Below are 19,581 nucleotides of genomic sequence, written 5' to 3'. Positions count from 1 at the left end.
GACCAGGTGACCCGCCATGACGACGAAGGACGACGACTCCTCACGCGAGCTGACTTTCCACGACTCCTATACGCCTTTCCTGACCGGCGGCGAGTACACCATCAAGATCGACCACTCGGTGTCCGACAGCCTGGGCCATGCGCTCAGCAGCGGGTCTGATTTTCCGTTCGACGGCCAGGAATTCCAGGTGACGGCACCAAGGTTCGCCCTGCCGCCAGGGTCCGTGCATGCGGTATTTCCTCCCCCTGGAGCGGCGAGCGACTTTGACACCCAACTGGCGCATGTGAGCCTGACCCGCCCGATCCTCCCGTGGGAGCAGATGCTGGACGAGCATGTGCAGAGCGGCCAAGCGGACCGCATCCCATGGCTGGCCTTGTTGCTCTTCGCTCCAGGGGAGCTTCCGGACACCGACCCGTATGCGCAGGGCTCCGTCGACACCGCCTGCACCGTCCAGGACCTGCTCGATCTGAACGACGTTCCCAACGCTCCTGTGCTCGGCCCGGACATCGACAAGAACTCCGTGCTCGATGCGGTGAAGAAGACCACCTGCCGCACCATCGATGTGCCGGCCGATGTGTTCAAGGCCGTCGCACCCCGCATCGACGAGCTGGCATACCTGACGCACGTACGTGACGTCACACCCCAGCAGGCACGGCGGACGGGCAACTCGGTCAGGCAGGACTTCAAGGACCTGGGCCGATACGGTGTCGTGCTCGCCAATCGCTTTCCCCGCACCCCAGGCCCCTACGCCGCCCACCTGGTCTCGCTGGAAGGCTTCGCGGATTACCTGAAGCCGGATGCTCGGGCCCCCAAGCCGCTTCGGCTGGTCTCCCTCCACTCATGGGCGTTCATTCAACAGCCCGACGCGAGGGGGCACTTCTCCGATGTGGTCAGCCACCTGGCGGCGGACCCGGACCCACGACACCCAGGGGATCCGTTTCGGCAGGCGCTGCGGCTGCCGCCCCCGCACGACACTGATCAGTCGGAGCAGGCGATCGAGGCGAGCAACCGGCTGACGTGGGGGTACACCCCTGTACGCCATGAGACGGCCACAGGAGAGAGCACCTTCGGCTGGTACCGGGGCCCGTGCTCCGCGGTGCCGGTCCCGCCGGTACCAGGTCTGGAATCCGAGAGCAACGACCATGCCTCGGCTGACGGACTGCTGATCTATGTGAAGGACTGGGGAGTCTATGACCTGTCCTACGCCGTGGCCTGGAGCATGGGACGGCTGGTGGCGCTGTCCCATGCGGAGAGCCGCGTCGCGGTGCAGCGGCTCTGGCGGCAGGCCCGTATCACCGCGTTCAAGGCCCTGTGCCGGATCACCACCCCTGCCGAGGTCAGCGGGTTCGACCCCGGAACCCTGACCACGACGGCAGCGCTGGCCAGGGACCGTCCGGCCGTCCATCACTTCCATCAGCTCCTGGCCGACGGGCTGCCCGAGCAGCCGGCTCGGCCCATGGCAGCCGACGCACCGTCAACGAGCCGGACCGTACGCTCCCCGGCCGGAGGGAGGAGCGCCGGAGCACGGCGAACGCTGGACTTCCTGGAACGGAGTGAGGCGCGGTCCATGCTGACCCGGTCCCTGGATGAGCACATCGAGCCGGCCGCGGACGTCGTCGAGGCATTGCGGGCGCTGGAAATGATCCCCTTCGACCACCTGGTCCCCGATGCGCGGATGCTGCCGGCGGAGAGCGTGCGGTTCTTCTTCATCGATCAGGCGTGGGTGACCGCTCTGGTCGACGGAGCGATGAGCACGGGAGTGAGCACCTCTCAGGACCGGGCTCTGGCCGGCATCGTGACCAACGCCGTCGCGGACCGGCTCGCGTCGCGCGAGGGCGGCGGCCCAGGTGCGCGCGCAGGCATGGTCATGCGGTCACGGCTCGCCCGGGACTGGCCGAACCTGTCCATTGCCGTACAGGACGAGGATGGGGCGCCGGTGGAGATGATCCGGCGGGAGATGCTGGCCCCGGACGTGATGCTGTGCCTGTTCGGTGATGTTCCCGACACGGTGACGTTCAGCGAGGCCCATCAGGACCTCACCCTCGGCGTCGAGGATGCGGATGGCTACCGCATCATGCTGCGCAACCTGGGTGAGGGGAAAGTCCCGGTCGGCGAGCCGATACACCAAGAGTTCCCGTCCGGTGGGCCGGGCCTGGAAACGTCCTGCTTCCGGCCCATGGTCCCCGGTGCTCGGCAAGCCGAGGTGATGGACATCGCCGCGCTGATACCGGACCTCGGCGCGGCGTTGGGCACCACGGTGAAAGCGGCGGGCTTCGCGGTCCAGCTGTTCGTTTCGTCTGTTCGCCAAGCTTTCACACAACCGCGGTAACACCAGTCTTGAAGACCCGGAGCCAATTGTGACCACTCCACTGATCGTTCCCGTCCAGATCAAGGCGTACCTCGTCAACGACGGCGAGTACGGGTCGGACCATCGACGCTGGTCCCTGGACAACTCCAGCCCTGAGGGCTATCTCTCGACCCCCATCGAACCCTCTCCACTGGTCGAAGCGGATTCACCGGACCCAGGTGTGTATGTGCAGTGGTCACTGCCCGACGCCCTGCGGGCCATGCGGGACCAGTCCGACGGCGAGGCGACCTTCCCGCTGGTTCCCAATCGATGGCTGGTCGCCCGTTTCAGCCGCCCCAAGGGCACGCCGGAGGCGAGTCTCACTGCCGCATGGGTCGTGGACAGCGACTTCTTGGATGACGGCGAAGTCGGAGAGTCCCCCTATCTCGTCACCACTCCGGACAACCGGCTCGAGGGAAGATGGATCGGCCGGGCCCGCGACATCACGGGGGCGGAGCCGCAACAGTGGGCCGAGAGCGGGGATGAACTGTTCCTGAGCGGCGTGGGCCCGGGTCTCCTGGCCTTCGCCGGCTACCAGCCGTACCACGAGAACGTCTTCTCCTACCATGACGATCTCGGCGATCTGACAGACAGCATCGACGAGCTGACACTGGACTACCTCGTCGTGGGCTGGTACTCCCGGGGCGACAAGGACATCCTCGCGAACCCCGGGGACACGCCCCTGGCCGAGCTGCTGAAGGGCCTCGGCTGGGAACCCGAACCGGGCGGGCAGGAGCCGGACGGGAAGTCGCTCTACGTGGGCACGGCCCTGCGCGTGGAATCGCACGGCGACGGCCCCCCTGCCTCGGACCGTCCCGACGATCCCGGCAGCGTCTTCCTCGCGGTGGGAAACAACACCGCCGACGCCCAGCAGGCATTGATGAGCGACAGAGACGCCGCGCTGGGGCGGCTGTTCCACGCGTTCCTGACCGACAATTTCGAGCAACTGGACGAGGATCCCGACGGGCTCGACGACGTCGTCCACCGCACCTGGTTCCACAAGCGCGCCGCCGGCCACGTGTGGGAGATCACCAACGCCCCCGACGCGTCCGGGCAACCGGACCAGGCGGAACTGGAGATCGAACGCGGCTGGCTCGCCGAGCTCAACGACAAGCAACGCCGTTACGACATCGCGGCACGCTCCGCGGCCGCCCTGCGTCAGCGTCTCTATGACCTGTGGCGGCTGAAGCACACCCCCGAGGCCGCTCAGCAGGCTACCGACTTCAACCCCGATGAGAAGATCAACCAACTCGGTGACCACGTACAGGCGTTGCTGGAGGAGATGCGGAACATCCTCAGCACCGACGGCGGTCTGCCCACCGGCAACACCACGGACGAACTCAACCGCAGCGTCGAGCAGTACACGGCGGCCAGGAAACTGCCCGCTTACCGGCGACTCAAGTGTTCTGCGCTGCCCTCCTTCTACACTCCGGCCGACCCCGTCATCCTCTTCGGTGGACTCAATGCCGAGGCACCGCCCAAGGACGGCGGCGCGGCCCTGCGCTGCCGCACCGCCGACCAACTGGTCAGCCAGATCCGCATCGACGGGGCCATGCGGGGCCCATACCTCGCCGCCCCCACCTGGTACCAGGATGCTCTGGGCCGTCTGCCCGAAGAGATACGCGAGGCCGTCGAGGGCCTGATCACGGAGTGCTCTCTGCTCTCTCTGGCCGCAGCCACCGGAAACGCGCCCGATGGCGACGCCCTGACGCAGGACCTGGCCGATCCGGACAGGATCCCGGCCACCGTCATGGGCATACCCGCACCCTTCACCTCACGCTGGCGCCAGCCCTGGGCGCCGGTCTTCGTGGAGTGGCGGATGCACTACTACCCCATCCCCTTCGTCGTTCCCGGCGAGGACCATGACAACTGCCACTACTGGCAGTTCGACGCCGACACGGGCCGCTACCGTCTGCACACTCGAGGCCGACCGTCACCCGTGCAGCCCCAACAGCTCACCGGGCGGTGCGCTGTGACATCGCTGCCCGTCTTCATCACCCGGGCCCGAGCCGAACAGCACGCCCGCAGGTATCCCGACGCGCCCGGCCAGGCTCTGGAAGCCCTGGCCGAGACGGGCGAACTGGGCCAGCTCTCCCAGACACTGGAAGACTTCAACCTCTCACTTCAGCAGCGGACCGCCGCCGCGGACGCCCTCCCCCAGCCGCGCGACATGACCCCCGACGGCAGACACGACCTGAATGATCTCCTCAGGCCACGCTCCGACCTTGGGCTCACCGCGCCCAGCCACGGTCTCCCCCTGCCCGATCCCGACCAACGCGAAGGCTCCGACCCGGACCAGCACGGGAGTCACGGCCAGGTCGCCCCGTTGCGGTTCAACCCCGTACGAGCAGGCCAGTTCGTCTTCACTGAGTTCGTCGTCGTCGATGCCTTCGGCCGCAGTCTGGAATTCAACCCGTCCCATGGCGCATTCTCGCGATCCATCCATGTGACTCCCGACAACGACATCACCGTCGGCGGGAGCGACCAGACGGACCCCAACCTCTACATCCAACTGCCGCCCCGCATCCTCCAGCCGACCCAGTTACGGTTCGACTTCGTCGACGCCCTCAACCGCGACCTCATCGTCGGCGATCCGCCCGTGATCAGCACGGCCGGCGAACGCGCTCCCAGCCCGGTAGTCGGCTGGCTGCTGGCCAACCACCTCACCGGCTCCCTGCTCGTCTACGACCCGGAAGGCCACGGCGTCGTCGAAGGCCGCCTCGGCCTCGCCCCGGACGGATCCCAGAAGGTGGACTGGGACTCGCTGCCCGACTGCCGCTACCGCCCGCTGGACACCCAGGACGAGGGCTTCACCGACGCGTGGCCCGAACTCTCCGGTTTCCTCCAGGGGCTCAGGGGCGGGTCGGACCACCCGGGATTTGATCCGGTCACGGCATTCAAAAGCCTGATGGAACACATCGACAGGTCCGCGCAGAGCACCAAGCCCTCCGGCGACGACGGCGACATGATGGCACCGCTCGTCGGCAGGCCCATCGCCCTGCTACGCGCCCGCCTCACCCTGGAGACCGACTCCCCCTACCCCTTCACCGACACCAGTTGGAAGAACGTCGAGCATTTCCCCACCCCTCCTTACCTCGATGTCTCGCACACGTGGCGGTGGAACATCCTCCTTGGCGCCGAGACCCAGTACGCCGACGGGCTGCTCGGCTATTACACCCATCCCCCGCTCGACGACCAGTCCGGCAACCCCGTCGACACCACCAAGAGCACCGACTATTCCGTTCTCCGAACCGTCCTCCAGTCCACCGCGCAGGACACAGAGAGCCCCTACACACAGCACATCGACGCCCGCGACCTGGCCCTGCCCATCAACCCGGGCCCCGTCCCCGACGTGCTTCCTCGCGACGGCTCCGCCCCGACCGCCGCCTACGTCACTCTGCTCGCCGACCCACGACGGACCTTCCAGGCCACCACCGACATCGTCCCCGCGGTCACCCTGCGCCTGCCCGACGAATTCGTGCGCGATGCCCTGTCCAACCTCCGGCTCGCCTTTCGTATGGGCCCTCTCCTCGCCTCCACCCGCCCCGTACCCGACCCGTCCCCCGAGAGCGGAGCGATCAGCAGCACTCAGGAAGGCGATGACGCTCCGGCCACAGCGGTCACCATGCCGTCCATCTCCGCCTGGGCCGGCACCTGGAACTGGTCCCAGCGCGGGCGGCAAGCCGGGCGCCATGACTGGGAGACGTACGCCATCGCCCACACCGATCCCACCGCCCACCTCGACCAGGAAACGCCGACCGCACGCACCGGCTACCTCACCCTCACCACAGCGCTCGGGCAGACGAAGCCGCCCGAGGACGACACCCCGTCACCTTCCCCGGAGCCCCAGTCATGACGACATGCACCGTCGACAACATCAGCGGACTTCGCTACAGCCTCGCCACCAGTCCCACCCATCTCGCCGTCTCGGAGGAAGCCACCCTCACGCTGACGATCACCAACCCGACCGATCAGCCCATCGCCTGCTCCGGCTTCACCCTCACCTTCCCCCTCGAACTCCCCACCCATGACACCACCGTCCTCACCTCACACCCCGAAACCATCAACGCCACCGCCGACAGTGGCTGGCACATCACCAGCCCTGAGCACGGCGTTTACGCGGCGGCGCCCCCCGCGGCCACCACTGACCTCGCTCCCGGGAAACGCATCACTCTCACCCTCGACAGAATCACCGCCTCTGCCGATCCCGGCGCCGCAACCCTCTTCCTCTCCGACGGGCTCCATCCCACCAGCCAGGACCCGACGCCCCTGCGTGTTGTGGTGTGGCCCTCGGGTCCCATCGTCGATGACTTCCACCCCACCTCGCTCAACGTCCAACGCGGTGAACAGGTGACCCTGAAATGGAACCGCATCAAAGAAAGCGCGATCACATACGCCCTCTACTATTACCCGCACACGGATGGTCAACTCCCCATCGGAAGGGATGGCGGACCGGAGCCAATCCCGGACGAGGATCTCCGCGGCACCTACGACGTAAACTCACAGCGGTACGACGTCGATTACACCACGAAAGACAAAGACGGTATGACCAATCCCACCGTCATCTTCGCTCTCAACGCGATCTATCAGGGAGACGTGAAAAGCTACGTCACCTATGTACAGACAACTCACGCGGACGGTGAATTCTACAACGTCGGCGTGAGTGGAGCCATCACCGTTCTCAACCGTACCGCCCATCCTCTCAGGGATTCCTCCACGGTTTACCGGGCGAGCACCGACGGATTCCTTGTCGGCTGGGTCAAAGAATCCGACTCCATGAGCGCCCAGGGAAACGTCACCACGGGGCAGGAGTACGTCACAAATGAGCTCCAGATCCAGGTCAACGCGCCAGACGCGACCGACTGCAGCTACTTTCACCTCGTATCCGGCGAACGCGAATCACACAACAGCAACGTCACCATTCCGGTGGCCGCCGGAAGTGAAATCATCTTCGAAGGGCCGGCGGATGATCGCGTATGCGAGCTCTTATGGCACCCCTTGGGAACCGACGTAGGAACCGGACTAGACGGAGAACAGGAAGGGACGTGACTGCCATGACCTCATCGCGAGACGAATCCCCCCTGCTCCAATACCGGGAGCCGACAACAGATCCGGCGCCACCGCAGATCGGCAAGAACGGTTCCATTACCTTCGAGGTAACGAATACAAGCGATGGCCCCGTACCCTGCGAGAAAATCTCCGTCGACCTCCAGCCGCCCGATGTCGACAGCTCCCAGTACTTCACTGAGGACACCGCCGATGCGCTGACGCACATCACGCAGGCCCCACCCCGCAAGTCAAAGTGGACCGCACACAAGCGCGGCAGCGTCATCGACATCGTCCCCAAAGCCGGTTCCTATCTATTCCCCAGAACTGAATACAACGGCGATGGGACGGCAAAGAATTCGCTGACGTTCACGATCGACCACATTACCGTCAGCGAAAGCAACACGGATGCGGTTGTCAAGATCAGCGAAGCAACCGCTATCAGCACCGGAAGCGAGTATCTGACACGCGGCAAAGAATTCGCGATCAAGAAATGTGACGCGGGTACGGTCTTCGAAAACTTCAGACCGTATCATCCGGACCAGATTCTCGTCGGTCGAGGCACTTCCGTCCGACTCGTCTGGGACGTCAACGTTCCGCATTACTCGGCCGGAGAGCAGAAGAGTCCCGCCCCCTATTACATCACCACTCTGGGGTACGACCAACTCGGCGATACTCCCGTCGATGTCGTCGATGTCACAGGGGCTGCCGAATACCCCACCCGGCCGCTTTCCCATTCCACCATTTTCACCCTGACGCTCAATCTGTACAAGACAGGCGGCGAACTCGAGCGTTCTTACTCCCTCCGGAGGCTCATTGCAGTTGCTCCCTCCGACGCCAACTTCGCCACACTCAACGTCAGCGGCCATGCCAGCCTCCTGCGAACCGCTTCCCCTACCGGTGAAGGCAGGTTTATCGCCACGACCGACGGACTCCTTCACTGTAGAGTCCAATCGGCTCCGGACGGATCTCCATCCGGACTCAGTATCAAGCTCAGCTCCGCCGACGGGAGCAGCGCCCGCTCTTACAACATCATTTCAACCAATCCATCCGGCAGTAACTCATCCAATGATCCGGGCCGCGCCGCCAGCATTCTCCTGCCGGTGGCTCATGGCTCCTACACCGATGTATATCGCCCCTCCACCGCCGACAAAGGAACCTACCAAGTGGATTGGCACCCCCTAGGCGCCGGAGTACTCATCCCGGCCACCTGATGGTCGGAGTGGCGATTCCGCCGGCTTGCATTCAGGCCTGGCGCCGAAGCGAAGGCGGCCTTCGTCTGATCCTGTGCTCCATCACAGAGGCAGAGGAACAGTGCGAAGGCCGTAGTCGTGAGTCGCGATGAGTTCCGGACGCCTCGCGAGTCTGTTCTGGTGACCGGCACAGAGCGCGTATGACGCCGCCCTGCATGAGACACCACGGAGGACACCATGACGACCACGCCGAACGACCCGACCACCGCGCAGCCCGGCCGCCCGCCCGTGGTCGACCTGGACACCTGGCAGCGGGCCCGTGACGAGCTTCTGGTCCGCGAGAAGGCCCACACCCACGAGGGCGACGCCCTCGCCGCGGCCCGCCGCCGGCTGCCGATGGTGGAGTTCGACGGGACGGTCGAGGTCGTCGGACCCGACGGCCCGGTCCCGTTCCTGGACCTGTTCCAGGGCCGCGACGAGCTCGTGGTCTACAAGCACATGTGGTACGACGGCGCGCCGCACCAGGGGCAGTGCGAGGGCTGCACCACCGCGGCCTGGCACATCAAGGACGCGGTCTATCTCAGCGCCCGCGGCGTGTCGTTCGCCATTCTGACCACGGGCCGTTGGGACGAGGTGGCCTCCTACGTCGGGTTCATGGGCTACACCCAGCCGTGGTACTCGGTGCGCGACGTGGACGCGCCGGTCGGCGGCAGCATGGGTTACATCGCCTGTTTCCTGCGCGACGGCGACCGCGTGTTCCTCACCTACTCCACGACGGGCCGTGGCAACGAGCGGATCAACGGGTCCCTCGGCCTGCTCGACATGACGCCCTACGGCCGCGGCGAGGCATGGGAGGACAACCCCGAGGGCTGGCCCGAGGGGCACACCCCGTGCTGGTCCTGGCGCTCGGACGCGGACGGCAACGCCACCTGGGGCCCGACCAGCCGCCCCGTGCCGCAGTGGACCCGCCCCGGTGCGACCCCCGTGGACACCCTCGGGCGGCACGGCCACCACCACTGACAAGGTGTCCAGGTGCCGGGCGGAGCCTCCCAACGGCTCGCCCAATGGCCGACGAGCGCTCCCGCCGCACCAGACCGGCGATGCCCTGTTGCGCCGGCGGACCCGCGTCGTGGTCACGACCGCCTCGTTGCAGCCCTGGCCGTGGCGATCCCGCAGTCAGCTGGACGGCGCGTCGGAGGAGGCGGCCTCGCGTGCGCCCGGCGGCGCGCTCCAACTGGCGAGGAGACGCAGCGTCTGTGCGGAAGGGGAGCCGGGTTCGGCGGTGTAGAGGCAGATGCTCTGGTCGGGGTCGGCTGGAAGGGCCAGCGTTTCGTAGGAGAGGGTGAGTTGGCCGACCACGGGGTGGTCGAGGCGCTGGGTGCCGTGGGCGCACTGGTCCACGCGGTGGCCGGCCCACCAGGTGCGGAATTCGGGGACCTTGATGGACAGTTCCCCGACCAGTTCGTTCAGCTGCCGGTCGTCGGGGTGGCTTCCGGCAGCCAGGCGGAGGCTGGCGACGAACGTCTCGGCGGCTTTGTCCCAGTCCGCGTACAGCTCACGGGCGGCGGGGTGGAGCAGGACGAAGCGGGCGAGGTTGCGGTCACGGTACGGCAGCGCGTCGAAATCGGTGATCAGCGCCTTGGCGAGGTGGTTGGCCGCCAGGACGTCGCTGCGGTGGTTGACGACGAGGGCGGGCGAGACGTCGTTCAGGACGTCCAGCATGCGGTGGACCGCCGGCCGCATGCGCGGTCCACCGGCCGGACGCCGCCGGCCCGGGCCGGGCGTCCCGCGCCGGACGAGCTCGAAGAGGTAGCCGCGCTCGGTGTCGTCCAGGCGCAGGGCACGAGCCACGGCCTCCAGCACCGCCTCCGAGACATGGGGGTGCCGGCCCTGTTCGAGGCGGGCGTAGTAGTCCGTACTCACCCCGGCCAGGTGCGCGACCTCTTCACGCCGCAGCCCCGGCACCCGTCGCGCGCCGCCGCTGAAGGCGACCCCCGCATCCTCGGGGCGCAGCCGAGCCCGCCGCGAGCGCAGGAAGTCGCCTAGTTCACCGTTCTGGTCCATGCATCCAGTGTTACCACCGCGGTGGCACGGCGGGTCCGGCGAAGGTGGACCACCCAGACCCAGGTTCAGCAGGGCGCGCAGGCAGTCATGGTCGGCCAGCTTGGCAGAGCGTGGACTTCTGCGACATGTGTTTTTGGCGCGCCAAGGCCTCTCCAGTGGTTGCCGGTCAGCTACTGGTGACGGTGGTGCGGGCGGACTCGTCGATGTGGAGGGTGAAGATGTCGGGCCGCGCGTAGTGGCCGGTGGGGTCGAAGTCGAAGCGGGCGCGCGTGAGGTCGTCGAGGTCGAGTTCGGCGGTCAGTATGCCCTCGCCGTCGCGCAGCGGGCCGGCGAGGACCTCGCCGAGCGGGGAGACGATGACGGAGCCGCCGCCGATCAGGACGGTGTCGGGGGCGTCGCCCTGGACGGGGTGGAGGTCGGCGGGCACAGCGTCGCGGCGCAGGTACTGGTTGGCGCTGAGGACGAAGCAGCGGCCCTCCAGGGCGATGTGCCGCATGGTGGCCTGCCAGGCGTCGCGGTCGTCCACGGTCGGCGCGCACCACAGGTCGACGCCCTTGGCGTACATGGCGGTGCGGAACAGCGGCATGTAGTTCTCCCAGCAGATGCCCGCCCCGAGGCGGGCGGTGCCGGTGTCGATGACGGGGAGGGTGGAACCGTCGCCCTGGCCCCACAGGTAGCGTTCGGCCGCGGTCGGCATGAGCTTGCGGTGCAGGCCCAGGTAGCCGCCGGGGCCGAAGAACAGCGCCACGCAGTACAGGGTGCCGCCCTGGCGTTCGACCGCGCCGACGACGGCGTGGCAGCCGAGTTCCCGGGTGAGCGCGGCCAGGGTGTCGACCTCGGGACCGGGGACGTCGATGGCGGCGGCGTGGTAGCGGCGGAACAGCTCGCGGCCGGCCGGGGTGCGGCTGCCGACGGTGATGTCGAAGTCCAGACCTTTGGGGTAGCCGCCCAGGAATGCCTCGGGGAGGACGACCACCCCCGCGCCTCGGTCGCCGACGGCCTCCCGGATGAGTTCTTCGGCGCGGGTCAGCGCGGCCTGCGTGTCGAACAGCGGGGCGGCCGCCTGGACGACGGCAGCGGTCAGGGTACGGCGGGGCTCGGGGGCCGCGGCAGCGGCAGCGGCAGGGCTCGGGGAGGTCATGGCACCGAGATTAGGAATCCCCTGAATCATCGAGCAAGCTGATGTCCGTGATGATCGACATTTATGACAGTGAATTCAGGAAGGCGGACCTGAATCTGCTGGTGGTCTTCGCCGCCCTGATGCGCGAGGGCAGTGTCACCCGGGCCGCCGCCGCCCTGCACCTGAGCCAGGGCGCGGTCAGCGCCGCGCTCGGCCGCCTGCGCAGGCTGTTCGACGACGAGTTGTTCACCCGTACCCGCGCCGGCATCGAGCCCACGCGCCGCGCGGTCGAACTGGCCCGCCGCATCGAACCGGCCCTCGGGCTGGTCCAGGCCGCCGTCACCGGCCGGGACCACTTCGACCCGGCCACCGCCCGGCACGTGTTCACGCTGGGGATGTCCGACGACCTGGAGGCCGCGCTGCTGCCCCGGCTGCTGGCCGCCGCGGCCGGCCTTCCAGGCATCCGGATCGCCGTCCGGCAGGCCAACCGCAACACCGTCGCCGACATGCTCGACCACGGCGCGATCGACCTCGGCATCGCCGCCGCTCCCGCACACGGCCCCGACCACCGCACCCGGGATCTGTTCGCCTCCGGCTACACCTGCCTGTTCAACCCGCGACTGCTGCCGCTGCCGACCCCGCTGAGCCTGGACGACTATCTCACCCATCCCCACCTGCTGATCTCCTACGACGGGCGCCGCGGCATCGTTGACGACCTCCTGGAGGCACGCGGACTGACCCGCCGGATCGTCGCCTCCACCACCCACTTCGCCGGTGCCGCCCTCCAACTCACCACCCTGCCCGCCCTGGCCACCCTCCCCACCCACGCAGCCACCGTCTACGCCGACACCCTGGACCTGACGGCCACCGAACCACCCCTGCCCATGCCCCGGTACACCGTCAGTGCGATCTGGCACACCACCGTGGCCGACGACCCCGCCCACACCTGGCTCCGCCACCTCGTCGGCGGAGCCGAGAGGTCCCTGCCTCGCTCGCAGAAATGAAGCCGTGATCTGGGGTCATATCTCTTTCCCGGCCATCATGTTGATCAGGCCGTGGGCTGTGTTGTCGTCGGAGTCGATCCTGTGGACCTCGGCACCTTCAAAAGTGGCGACCTCGGTGCTGCGGGGGAACATGTCCTGTTCGTACTCGGTGAGCGCGGCCTCGATGTCGTCGGGGTGCGCGGCGAGGGCCTTGCCGAGTTCGGCGCCGTCGAGCATGGCCAGGTTGGCGCCTTCGCCGTTCGGGGCCGCGAGGTGGGCGGCGTCGCCGAGCAGTGTCACCCCCGGCACCCGATCCCACCGGTGCTCGATCGGCAGCGCGTAGTGGGGGCGCAGGACCGGCACGGTGTCGCCGTCGGTGATCAGCGCGGTGAGTTCCGGCGCCCAGCCGTCGAACTCCTGCGCGATCCGCGCTGTGGTCGCGGCGGCATCGGTGAAATCGATGGCGGCGAACCAGTCCTGCGGCTTGGACAGCGCCACGTAGGTGTGCAGGGTGTCGCCGCTTTCCCGGTGAGCGAAGATCTCCTTGCCCGGCGCGGGCGCCATCATCGACCCGCCGCCGACCGCTTTCGCGGCGGCCGGGTGGCGGGTGTCGGCCTCGAACAGGTAGGTCTCGACGAACGACGTGCCTGCGTACTCGGGTGTGGCGGAGGAGAGCAGCGGCCGGACTCGTGACCACGCGCCGTCCGCGCCGACCAGCAGGCTCGTGACGACGGTGGTTCCGTCGGCGAACGTCACCTCGTGGCGGCCCTCGCCGAGGGCACGGGCGCTGGTGACCTTGTGCCCCCACCGGACGGCGCCGGCCGGGAGCGAGTCGATCAGGATCTGTCGCAGCTCGCCGCGCTGCACCTCGGGCCGTCCGCCCGTGCCGTCGTCGGCTTTGTCGAGCAGGACGGTCCCGTCCCGGTCGAGGACCCGCATCGCCTGGCGTCCCTCCAGGACGATGGCGTGGAACTCGTCCATCAGGCCGGCTGCCTTGAGGGCGAGTTGCCCGTTGTAGTCGTGGATGTCGAGCATTCCGCCCTGCGTGCGCGCCGACGGGGAGGGATCGGCCTCGTAGACCGTGACCGGGATTCCGTGGACGTGCAGGACGCGGGCCAGCGTGAGTCCGCCGAGTCCGGCCCCGATGATCGTGACGGGCGTGTGCATGATGACTCCTCAGGGTCGGGCCGCCCGGCGAACTCCGGCCGGCCGTCTCCGAAAAGGTGCCTGGCCCCGCCGACCGGCCGCCGACATCCGACCGACACCCCCCGACAGGTGACCGACGCCGCGGATCAGTCCCGACACACAAGATCAATCTCAGCGGTCCAGGGGCGGCCCGGTGCGGGGGCTGGGCGCCCGCCGGTGGATCGCGTTCGGGGCGATCGCGTTCGGGGCTCTGTTCCTGGTGGATGCGGAGCGTGCCCGGGGCACGGTCGTGGCCTTGGAGTGGCGGGGGCTCACCGGTAGCCGTCCGAGGACGCCGCCTACGTCTCCACCGCCCCGGCGGGCGCGGCCGAGGTCAGCCTTCCGGCTCCTCGCCGTGCCACGACTGCCCGGTCCGGTTCCGCTGCGTCGGTATCCGGGAGATCTCCTGCGCAACGACGAGCGCCGCTGCGTCTGCCTCGGCACCGCCACTGCTGCGGCACTGATGATCTGGCTCCGCTCGTGAGCGTCAGATCAGCGCCTAGCGCCTATCCGTCTTCGGGCAGGTGGAAGTAGACGGTCCCCGACCACCAGGGGCCGTGTTCGGTCATCTCTGACTCGAACACCACATGCTGGATCTCAAGAGGGCCCAACTCCTCGATGGTTTCGGCCAACCGTCGAAAAAGGGCCGGAACGCTATCGCAGCCTGGGCCAGCGGGGTTGGCCTGCGAGAAATGACGCGCGGTCCAATGCTGCGGAGAATCAACCATGGGCAGATCGTAAAAGCTGCCGCCATCTGACCAACAGGCCAACCGCTGAGGCCAGGTGATTCAGGTCCCGAGGCGGCCGAGGGGATGATCGACCGGACAAGTCGTGTCCGCGAGTCGGGCGTCGTCTCGCTCGGCATTCCGAAGGTGAGGCAGTTCCTGCCCGACCTCCGCCCCGAGGGCGGGTCGTCGTACAGGTCCCCTGCCGTTGATCGTGTTCACAGGTACTTGAGGAGATCGGCCATCTCCCGCAGGGGCAGCCCCAGCGAAGCGCGGCGATCTCCAGGTCGGCGGCCCATCCGGACACGCCAGCCGCCCGCGGCAGGGACGGTGCGATCGAACAGGTGGGCAGACTGAGAGCCGATCCTGTTCGTTTCCGGAGCGCCCCTGTCGCTTTGGGCGTGGGACGGGCTGTTCGAACGGCCGGCCCGGGCCGGGTACCGGACCATCCGTTTCGACCGGTACGGCATCGGCTTCCGCGAACATCCTGGAGTTCCTGCACACGCGCAAACAGCCCTCATGACAGCTCCCGGTTCTTGCCGCCGAGGCCTACGGTGCCACCCGCGCCACGCCGCCCGTCTCGAGGGCCGCCCAGAGAGCACCGTCGGGACCCAGGGCGATGCCGTGTGGCTCGGATGCCGGTGAGGGCAGGTCATACTCGGTGATCTCGCCACTCGCGGCGATGCGGCCGATGCGGTTGGCTCCCCACTCGGTGAACCAGCAGTCTCCCGTGGACGCCGCGACAATGGCGTGTGGTTTGGCCGTGCGGTCGGGGAGCGGAAACTCCCTGATCTCACCATCCACCGAGATCCTGCCGATCTGGCCTGCGGCGATCTCGACGAACCACAGAGCCGTGCCATCACTGGCGATGCCCACGGGTGCCGCGTCCGGGGTGGGCAGTGGGTGGATGGCGGTGTCACCCTCGGTGGTGATGCGGCCGATCGCGTTCGCCTGGTTGAGGGTGAACCACAGGGCTCCATCAGGGCCAGTGGTGATCGCCGAGGGAAAGCCGCCCGCGACCGGAAGGGCGAACTCGGCGATCTCTCCCTTACTGGCGATACGGCCGATACGGTCGGCGTTCATCTGCGTGAACCACACCGCGTCGTCCGGGCCCGCGGTGATGCCGAAGGGGCCGCTGTCGGGCGTTGGCAGGGGGAAGGAGTCCACTTCACCGTCGGTGGTGATGCGGCCGATGCGGTGGTCCTGAGACCGGGTGAACCACAGTGCCCCGCCCGGCCCGGGGGTGATGATCGCAGGACGGCACGCCGGCGAGTCCAGGGCGTATTCCTTGAGCCCGCCGTCGAGAGTGAGACGCGCGATGCGACCGATGTGCACGAAGGTGAGCCACAGGGCACCATCGGGGCCGGTGGTGATGCCGTAAGGCCCGGCCTCCTGGTCTGCCACGCGGATCTCCGTGGCGGCTGAGGCATCAGGACGGGGCACGGCAACTCCTTACCAAGTAAGTGTCAGTCAGCGTTTCAGGCCTATGGCGCGGTCCCAGGACCATACTGGGACAAACGCTTCCGATATCCCGCCCGTACAGCTCCGGATCGGTGGATCGGTGGAGACGGGTCGGGCCCGCCCATGGCCACGCGGGTCGACGGCGACGGAAGTTTGATCTCCGTGCCGATCACCACCGCACCCTGCCGGTGAGAGGACAGCGGGCGCAACCGCTTTTCCGCGGGGCGTCAGGTCAGATGAATCGGACCCGTGCAGGTCTTCGAGGGGTGTAGGAGTGGCGCGATCCCACTTATGTGTCGTCCTCGGGCGGGGACTCGGCGAAGGCGCCGGCGGCCGCGGCGAGGGCGGCGGTTCTGGCCGCATGGCCGGGCAGTTGCGGGTCGGGGGCTGTGCGGAGGAGTACCAGCTGGTGGTAGAGCGGCGCGGTGGCGGCGATGAGCAGTCGCCGAGCGTCGGTTCGCGGTGGGAGTTCGCCGCGCCGGACGGCTCGGCTGACGACGATCTCGCAGCGGGCGTACCGGTCCTCCCAGAGCCGCTGTTGGGCGTGGGCGGCTTTCTCCGAGCGGAACGAGGCGGCGATCAGGGCCGCCATGATCGGCGGCTGTGCGGCCATGGCTGTCTGGATCTCCTGGTTCAGCGCTGCCAGGTCGCCTTCCAGTGAGCCGGTGTCCGGTGGCTGCCAGTCGTCGTCGCTCGCCGCGTCGAGTACGTCGGCGAGCAAGCCGCCGATGTCCCCCCAGCGCCGGTACACCGTGGTGCGATGCACCCCGGAGCGGGCGGCGACGGCGTCCATCGTGAGCCCGTCATAGCCGTGTTCGCCGAGCTCCGCGCGGACCGCGTCGAGTACCTGCGTACGGATACGGGCGGTGCGGCCCCCGGGACGGCTTCGGGTGGGCGGCGGCCGGGTGTCTTCTGGTTCTGGGTCTGTGGGAGTGATCACTGAAAGTCCGTTTGCTCACGGGGACGGCGTTGTGGCAGCATCTTAATGCATCAGTTGTCGCACTAGTGGAGTGATCAATGCTCTTCCAAAGCGTTTGCCCGGCCGCGCGGCCCTCGATGGCCGCCTCGTTCCCGAACGCTTTGGAGTCTCCGCATGCCTACACAGATCACCGCGCTCGCCGTCAGCAAGTCCTTCAACGGCAGGCTCGTCCTTGACTCGGCGACCTGCTCGCTCGCCGCGGGCGAGCGCACCGGGATCATCGGTGAGAACGGATCCGGCAAGACCACCCTGCTGCGCCTGCTCGCCGGGCAGGAACGTCCCGATCAGGGCGAGGTCGTCGTCCAGGCCACCGGCGGCGTCGGCTATCTCGCCCAGGACGAGCGGATGGAGCCGCGGGCGACCGTCCAGCAGATCATCGACCGGGCCCTGAGTGATCTACGCGGCGTCGAGCAGCGAATGCGCCGTCTGGAGGCCGCGATGGCCGATGGTGACGAGTCGGGCATGGCCGAGTACGGCGAACTGATGACGGCCTTCGAACTGCGCGGCGGCTACGACGCCGACGCCCGCGTGGAACGTGCTCTGCACGGTCTCGGCCTCGGGCTGGTGGGCCGTGACCGCGCCGTGGGCAGCCTGTCCGGCGGAGAACGGGTCAGGTTGCGGCTGGCGGCCGTCCTGGCGGCGGCGCCGGAGGTGCTGCTGCTGGACGAGCCGACCAACCATCTCGACGACGGCGCCCTGAACTGGCTGGAAGAACACCTGCGCACCCGGCGGGGCACCACGGTGGCGGTCTCCCACGACCGCGTCTTCCTCGAACGTGTCACCACCAGCCTGCTGGAGGTGGAGGCCGACCGGCGCCGCGTCGTCCGGTACGGCAACGGCTACACCGGCTACCTCGCCGAGAAGGCGGCCGCCCGGCAGCGCTGGGCCCAGGCGCACGACCAGTGGCGGGCCGACGTCGACCGGCTGCGCGAGGCCGCCGCGACCACCGCCCGCCAGGTGGCCCCCGGCCGCCCGATGAAGGACGGCAACAAGATGGCCTACGACCGGGCTGGCGGCCGAGTACAGCAGTCGCTGGCCAGCCGGGTGCGCAACGCCGAGGAACGGCTGCGCCGCCTCCTCGCCACCCCGGTCCCGCCCCCGCCGGAGCCGCTGCGCTTCACCCCCGTACTGCGGGCCCGCCGCCTGGAGGGCGCCGTACTCGACGCCACCGACATCGCCGTCACGGACCGGCTCGACCGCACGAGCCTCGCCGTCATGGCGGGCGAGCGCCTGCTGATCACGGGGCCGAACGGAGCGGGCAAGAGCACCCTCCTCCGGGTCCTGGCCGGCAATGTCGCTCCCGACAGCGGGAGCGTCACCCGCCGCGGCAGGATCGGCTACCTCTCCCAAGAGCCGCGCCCCGGGCAGCCGGACGAGACCGTGCTGGCCGCCTTCGCCCGCGGGCGGAAAGGAGAGGCCGCCGGACACAGCGAACGGCTGCTGTCCCTCGGCCTGTTCGACCGCGACCAGCTCACGGTGCCGGTCGGCCGGCTGTCCACCGGGCAGTTGCAGCGTCTCGCCCTGGCGCGATTGCTCAGCGAGCCGTCAGACGTCCTGTTGCTCGACGAGCCCACCAACCATCTGTCGCCGGCCCTCGTCGAAGACCTGGAGACCGCGCTGACCGGGTACCACGGCACCCTCGTCATCGTCAGCCACGATCGCCGGCTGCGCCGGCGCTGGCAGGGCTCCCACCTGGCCATACAGGCGACTGCGAGGTCCGCCGCCAAGTGCTGAGGTCCTCCGGACCCGCAGACACCCCTTATCTGAGAGGAAGCAACTCGTGATGCCGCCTGTTCCCGCCGACCCGACCGTGGTGCATCCGATGCCCGAGCAGCCGCGGGTGGTGCTGTTGAAGCCACTGATCACCTCGCCGCTGATCGAGGTCGGGGAGTTCTCCTACTACGACGATCCCGACGACCCGACCGCCTTCGAAACCCGCAACGTGCTGTACCACTACGGGCCGGAAAAGCTGGTCATCGGGAAGTACTGCGCGCTGGGCGAGGGGGTGCGGTTCATCATGAACGGCGCCAACCACCGCATGGACGGCCCCTCGACGTTCCCTTTCCCGATCATGGGCGGCTCCTGGACCGAGCACTTCGACCTCATCGCCGGCCTGCCCGGACGGGGTGACACCGTAGTGGGCCATGACGTCTGGCTCGGCTACCGGGCCATGGTGATGCCCGGTGTCCGCATCGGCCACGGAGCGGTCATCGCTTCCGGCTCCGTCGTCGTCGACGACGTCCCCGACTACGGCATCGTCGGCGGCAACCCCGCCCGTCTCATCCGCCGCCGCTACAGCGATGAGGACATCAACCGCCTCCTGGCCCTGGCCTGGTGGGACTGGCCGCTCCAGCACATCACCGAACACATCCGCACGATCATGTCCGGCAGCATCGACGACCTGGAAAACGCCGCCCCCGGGCACACACCGCGGTGAGGCCGGGCGGCTGCACCGCCATGCCGCGCGGCGACCACTCC

Annotated in this window: 14 protein-coding genes; 8 read left to right on the top strand and 6 right to left on the bottom strand. The window is 68.2% G+C overall.

Annotation, left to right across the window (positions count from 1 at the left end):
- Positions 1–16: 16 nt before the first annotated feature.
- The 5 genes from ABTY62_RS40335 (at position 17) to ABTY62_RS40315 (ending at position 9,606) form a co-directional block, all read left to right on the top strand.
- Positions 17–2,329, top strand: coding sequence for a hypothetical protein (locus tag ABTY62_RS40335; protein WP_352134353.1), 2,313 nt, complete (start codon positions 17–19; stop codon positions 2,327–2,329).
- 28 nt (positions 2,330–2,357) lie between these two features.
- Positions 2,358–6,203, top strand: coding sequence for a hypothetical protein (locus ABTY62_RS40330; RefSeq protein ID WP_352134352.1), 3,846 nt, complete (start codon positions 2,358–2,360; stop codon positions 6,201–6,203).
- Positions 6,200–7,396 carry a hypothetical protein gene (locus ABTY62_RS40325; protein ID WP_352134351.1) on the top strand — a complete coding sequence of 399 codons (1,197 nt, stop codon included), beginning with the start codon at positions 6,200–6,202 and terminating at the stop codon, positions 7,394–7,396. The genes ABTY62_RS40330 and ABTY62_RS40325 overlap by 4 nt, the downstream gene beginning before the upstream one ends.
- Positions 7,393–8,607, top strand: a complete 1,215-nt coding sequence (locus ABTY62_RS40320) for a hypothetical protein (RefSeq protein ID WP_352134350.1) — start codon at positions 7,393–7,395, stop codon at positions 8,605–8,607. Before ABTY62_RS40325 ends, ABTY62_RS40320 begins: the two co-directional genes overlap by 4 nt.
- 216 nt (positions 8,608–8,823) lie before the next feature.
- Positions 8,824–9,606, top strand: a complete 783-nt coding sequence (locus ABTY62_RS40315; RefSeq protein WP_352134349.1) for a DUF899 family protein — start codon at positions 8,824–8,826, stop codon at positions 9,604–9,606.
- Between the two features lie 156 nt (positions 9,607–9,762).
- On the opposite strand, the gene ABTY62_RS40310 is transcribed toward ABTY62_RS40315, so the two are convergent.
- Positions 9,763–10,650, bottom strand: coding sequence for a helix-turn-helix transcriptional regulator (locus ABTY62_RS40310; RefSeq protein ID WP_352134348.1), 888 nt, complete (start codon positions 10,648–10,650; stop codon positions 9,763–9,765).
- Between the two features lie 166 nt (positions 10,651–10,816).
- On the bottom strand, positions 10,817–11,791 hold the full coding sequence (locus ABTY62_RS40305; protein WP_352134347.1) for a nitrilase-related carbon-nitrogen hydrolase: 975 nt from the start codon (positions 11,789–11,791) through the stop codon (positions 10,817–10,819).
- A 50-nt stretch (positions 11,792–11,841) separates the two neighbouring features.
- Between ABTY62_RS40305 and ABTY62_RS40300 the strand changes: the two genes are divergently transcribed.
- Complete coding sequence (locus ABTY62_RS40300; RefSeq protein ID WP_352134392.1) at positions 11,842–12,774, top strand: LysR substrate-binding domain-containing protein; 933 nt, start codon at positions 11,842–11,844, stop codon at positions 12,772–12,774.
- Positions 12,775–12,789: 15 nt separating this feature from the next.
- Here the strand turns inward: ABTY62_RS40300 and ABTY62_RS40295 are convergent, their stop codons facing one another.
- The 4 genes from ABTY62_RS40295 to ABTY62_RS40280 all read right to left on the bottom strand — a co-directional run bounded on the left by ABTY62_RS40295 (position 12,790) and on the right by ABTY62_RS40280 (position 17,064).
- On the bottom strand, positions 12,790–13,920 hold the full coding sequence (locus ABTY62_RS40295; RefSeq protein WP_352134346.1) for an FAD-dependent oxidoreductase: 1,131 nt from the start codon (positions 13,918–13,920) through the stop codon (positions 12,790–12,792).
- 524 nt (positions 13,921–14,444) lie between these two features.
- Positions 14,445–14,666 carry a hypothetical protein gene (locus ABTY62_RS40290; protein WP_352134345.1) on the bottom strand — a complete coding sequence of 74 codons (222 nt, stop codon included), beginning with the start codon at positions 14,664–14,666 and terminating at the stop codon, positions 14,445–14,447.
- Positions 14,667–15,212: 546 nt separating this feature from the next.
- A complete protein-coding gene (locus ABTY62_RS40285) occupies positions 15,213–16,106 on the bottom strand; it encodes a Vgb family protein (protein ID WP_352134343.1) in 894 nt (297 codons plus the stop codon).
- A gap of 307 nt (positions 16,107–16,413) precedes the next feature.
- Positions 16,414–17,064, bottom strand: a complete 651-nt coding sequence (locus ABTY62_RS40280; protein ID WP_502997614.1) for a TetR/AcrR family transcriptional regulator — start codon at positions 17,062–17,064, stop codon at positions 16,414–16,416.
- Between the two features lie 153 nt (positions 17,065–17,217).
- On the opposite strand from ABTY62_RS40280, the gene abc-f reads away from it, so the two are divergent.
- Together abc-f and ABTY62_RS40270 are read left to right on the top strand one after the other, a co-directional pair.
- A complete protein-coding gene (gene abc-f, locus ABTY62_RS40275; RefSeq protein ID WP_352134342.1) occupies positions 17,218–18,837 on the top strand; it encodes a ribosomal protection-like ABC-F family protein in 1,620 nt (539 codons plus the stop codon).
- A 49-nt stretch (positions 18,838–18,886) separates the two neighbouring features.
- Complete coding sequence (locus ABTY62_RS40270; protein WP_352134341.1) at positions 18,887–19,540, top strand: CatB-related O-acetyltransferase; 654 nt, start codon at positions 18,887–18,889, stop codon at positions 19,538–19,540.
- Positions 19,541–19,581 lie beyond the last annotated feature (41 nt).

Origin of the sequence: Streptomyces sp. NPDC097640 (assembly GCF_040302705.1) — a bacterium.
Taxonomy (GTDB): domain Bacteria; phylum Actinomycetota; class Actinomycetes; order Streptomycetales; family Streptomycetaceae; genus Streptomyces.
Note: the sequence above shows the minus strand (reverse complement) of the source record. Positions and strands in the feature narration are given on the sequence as shown.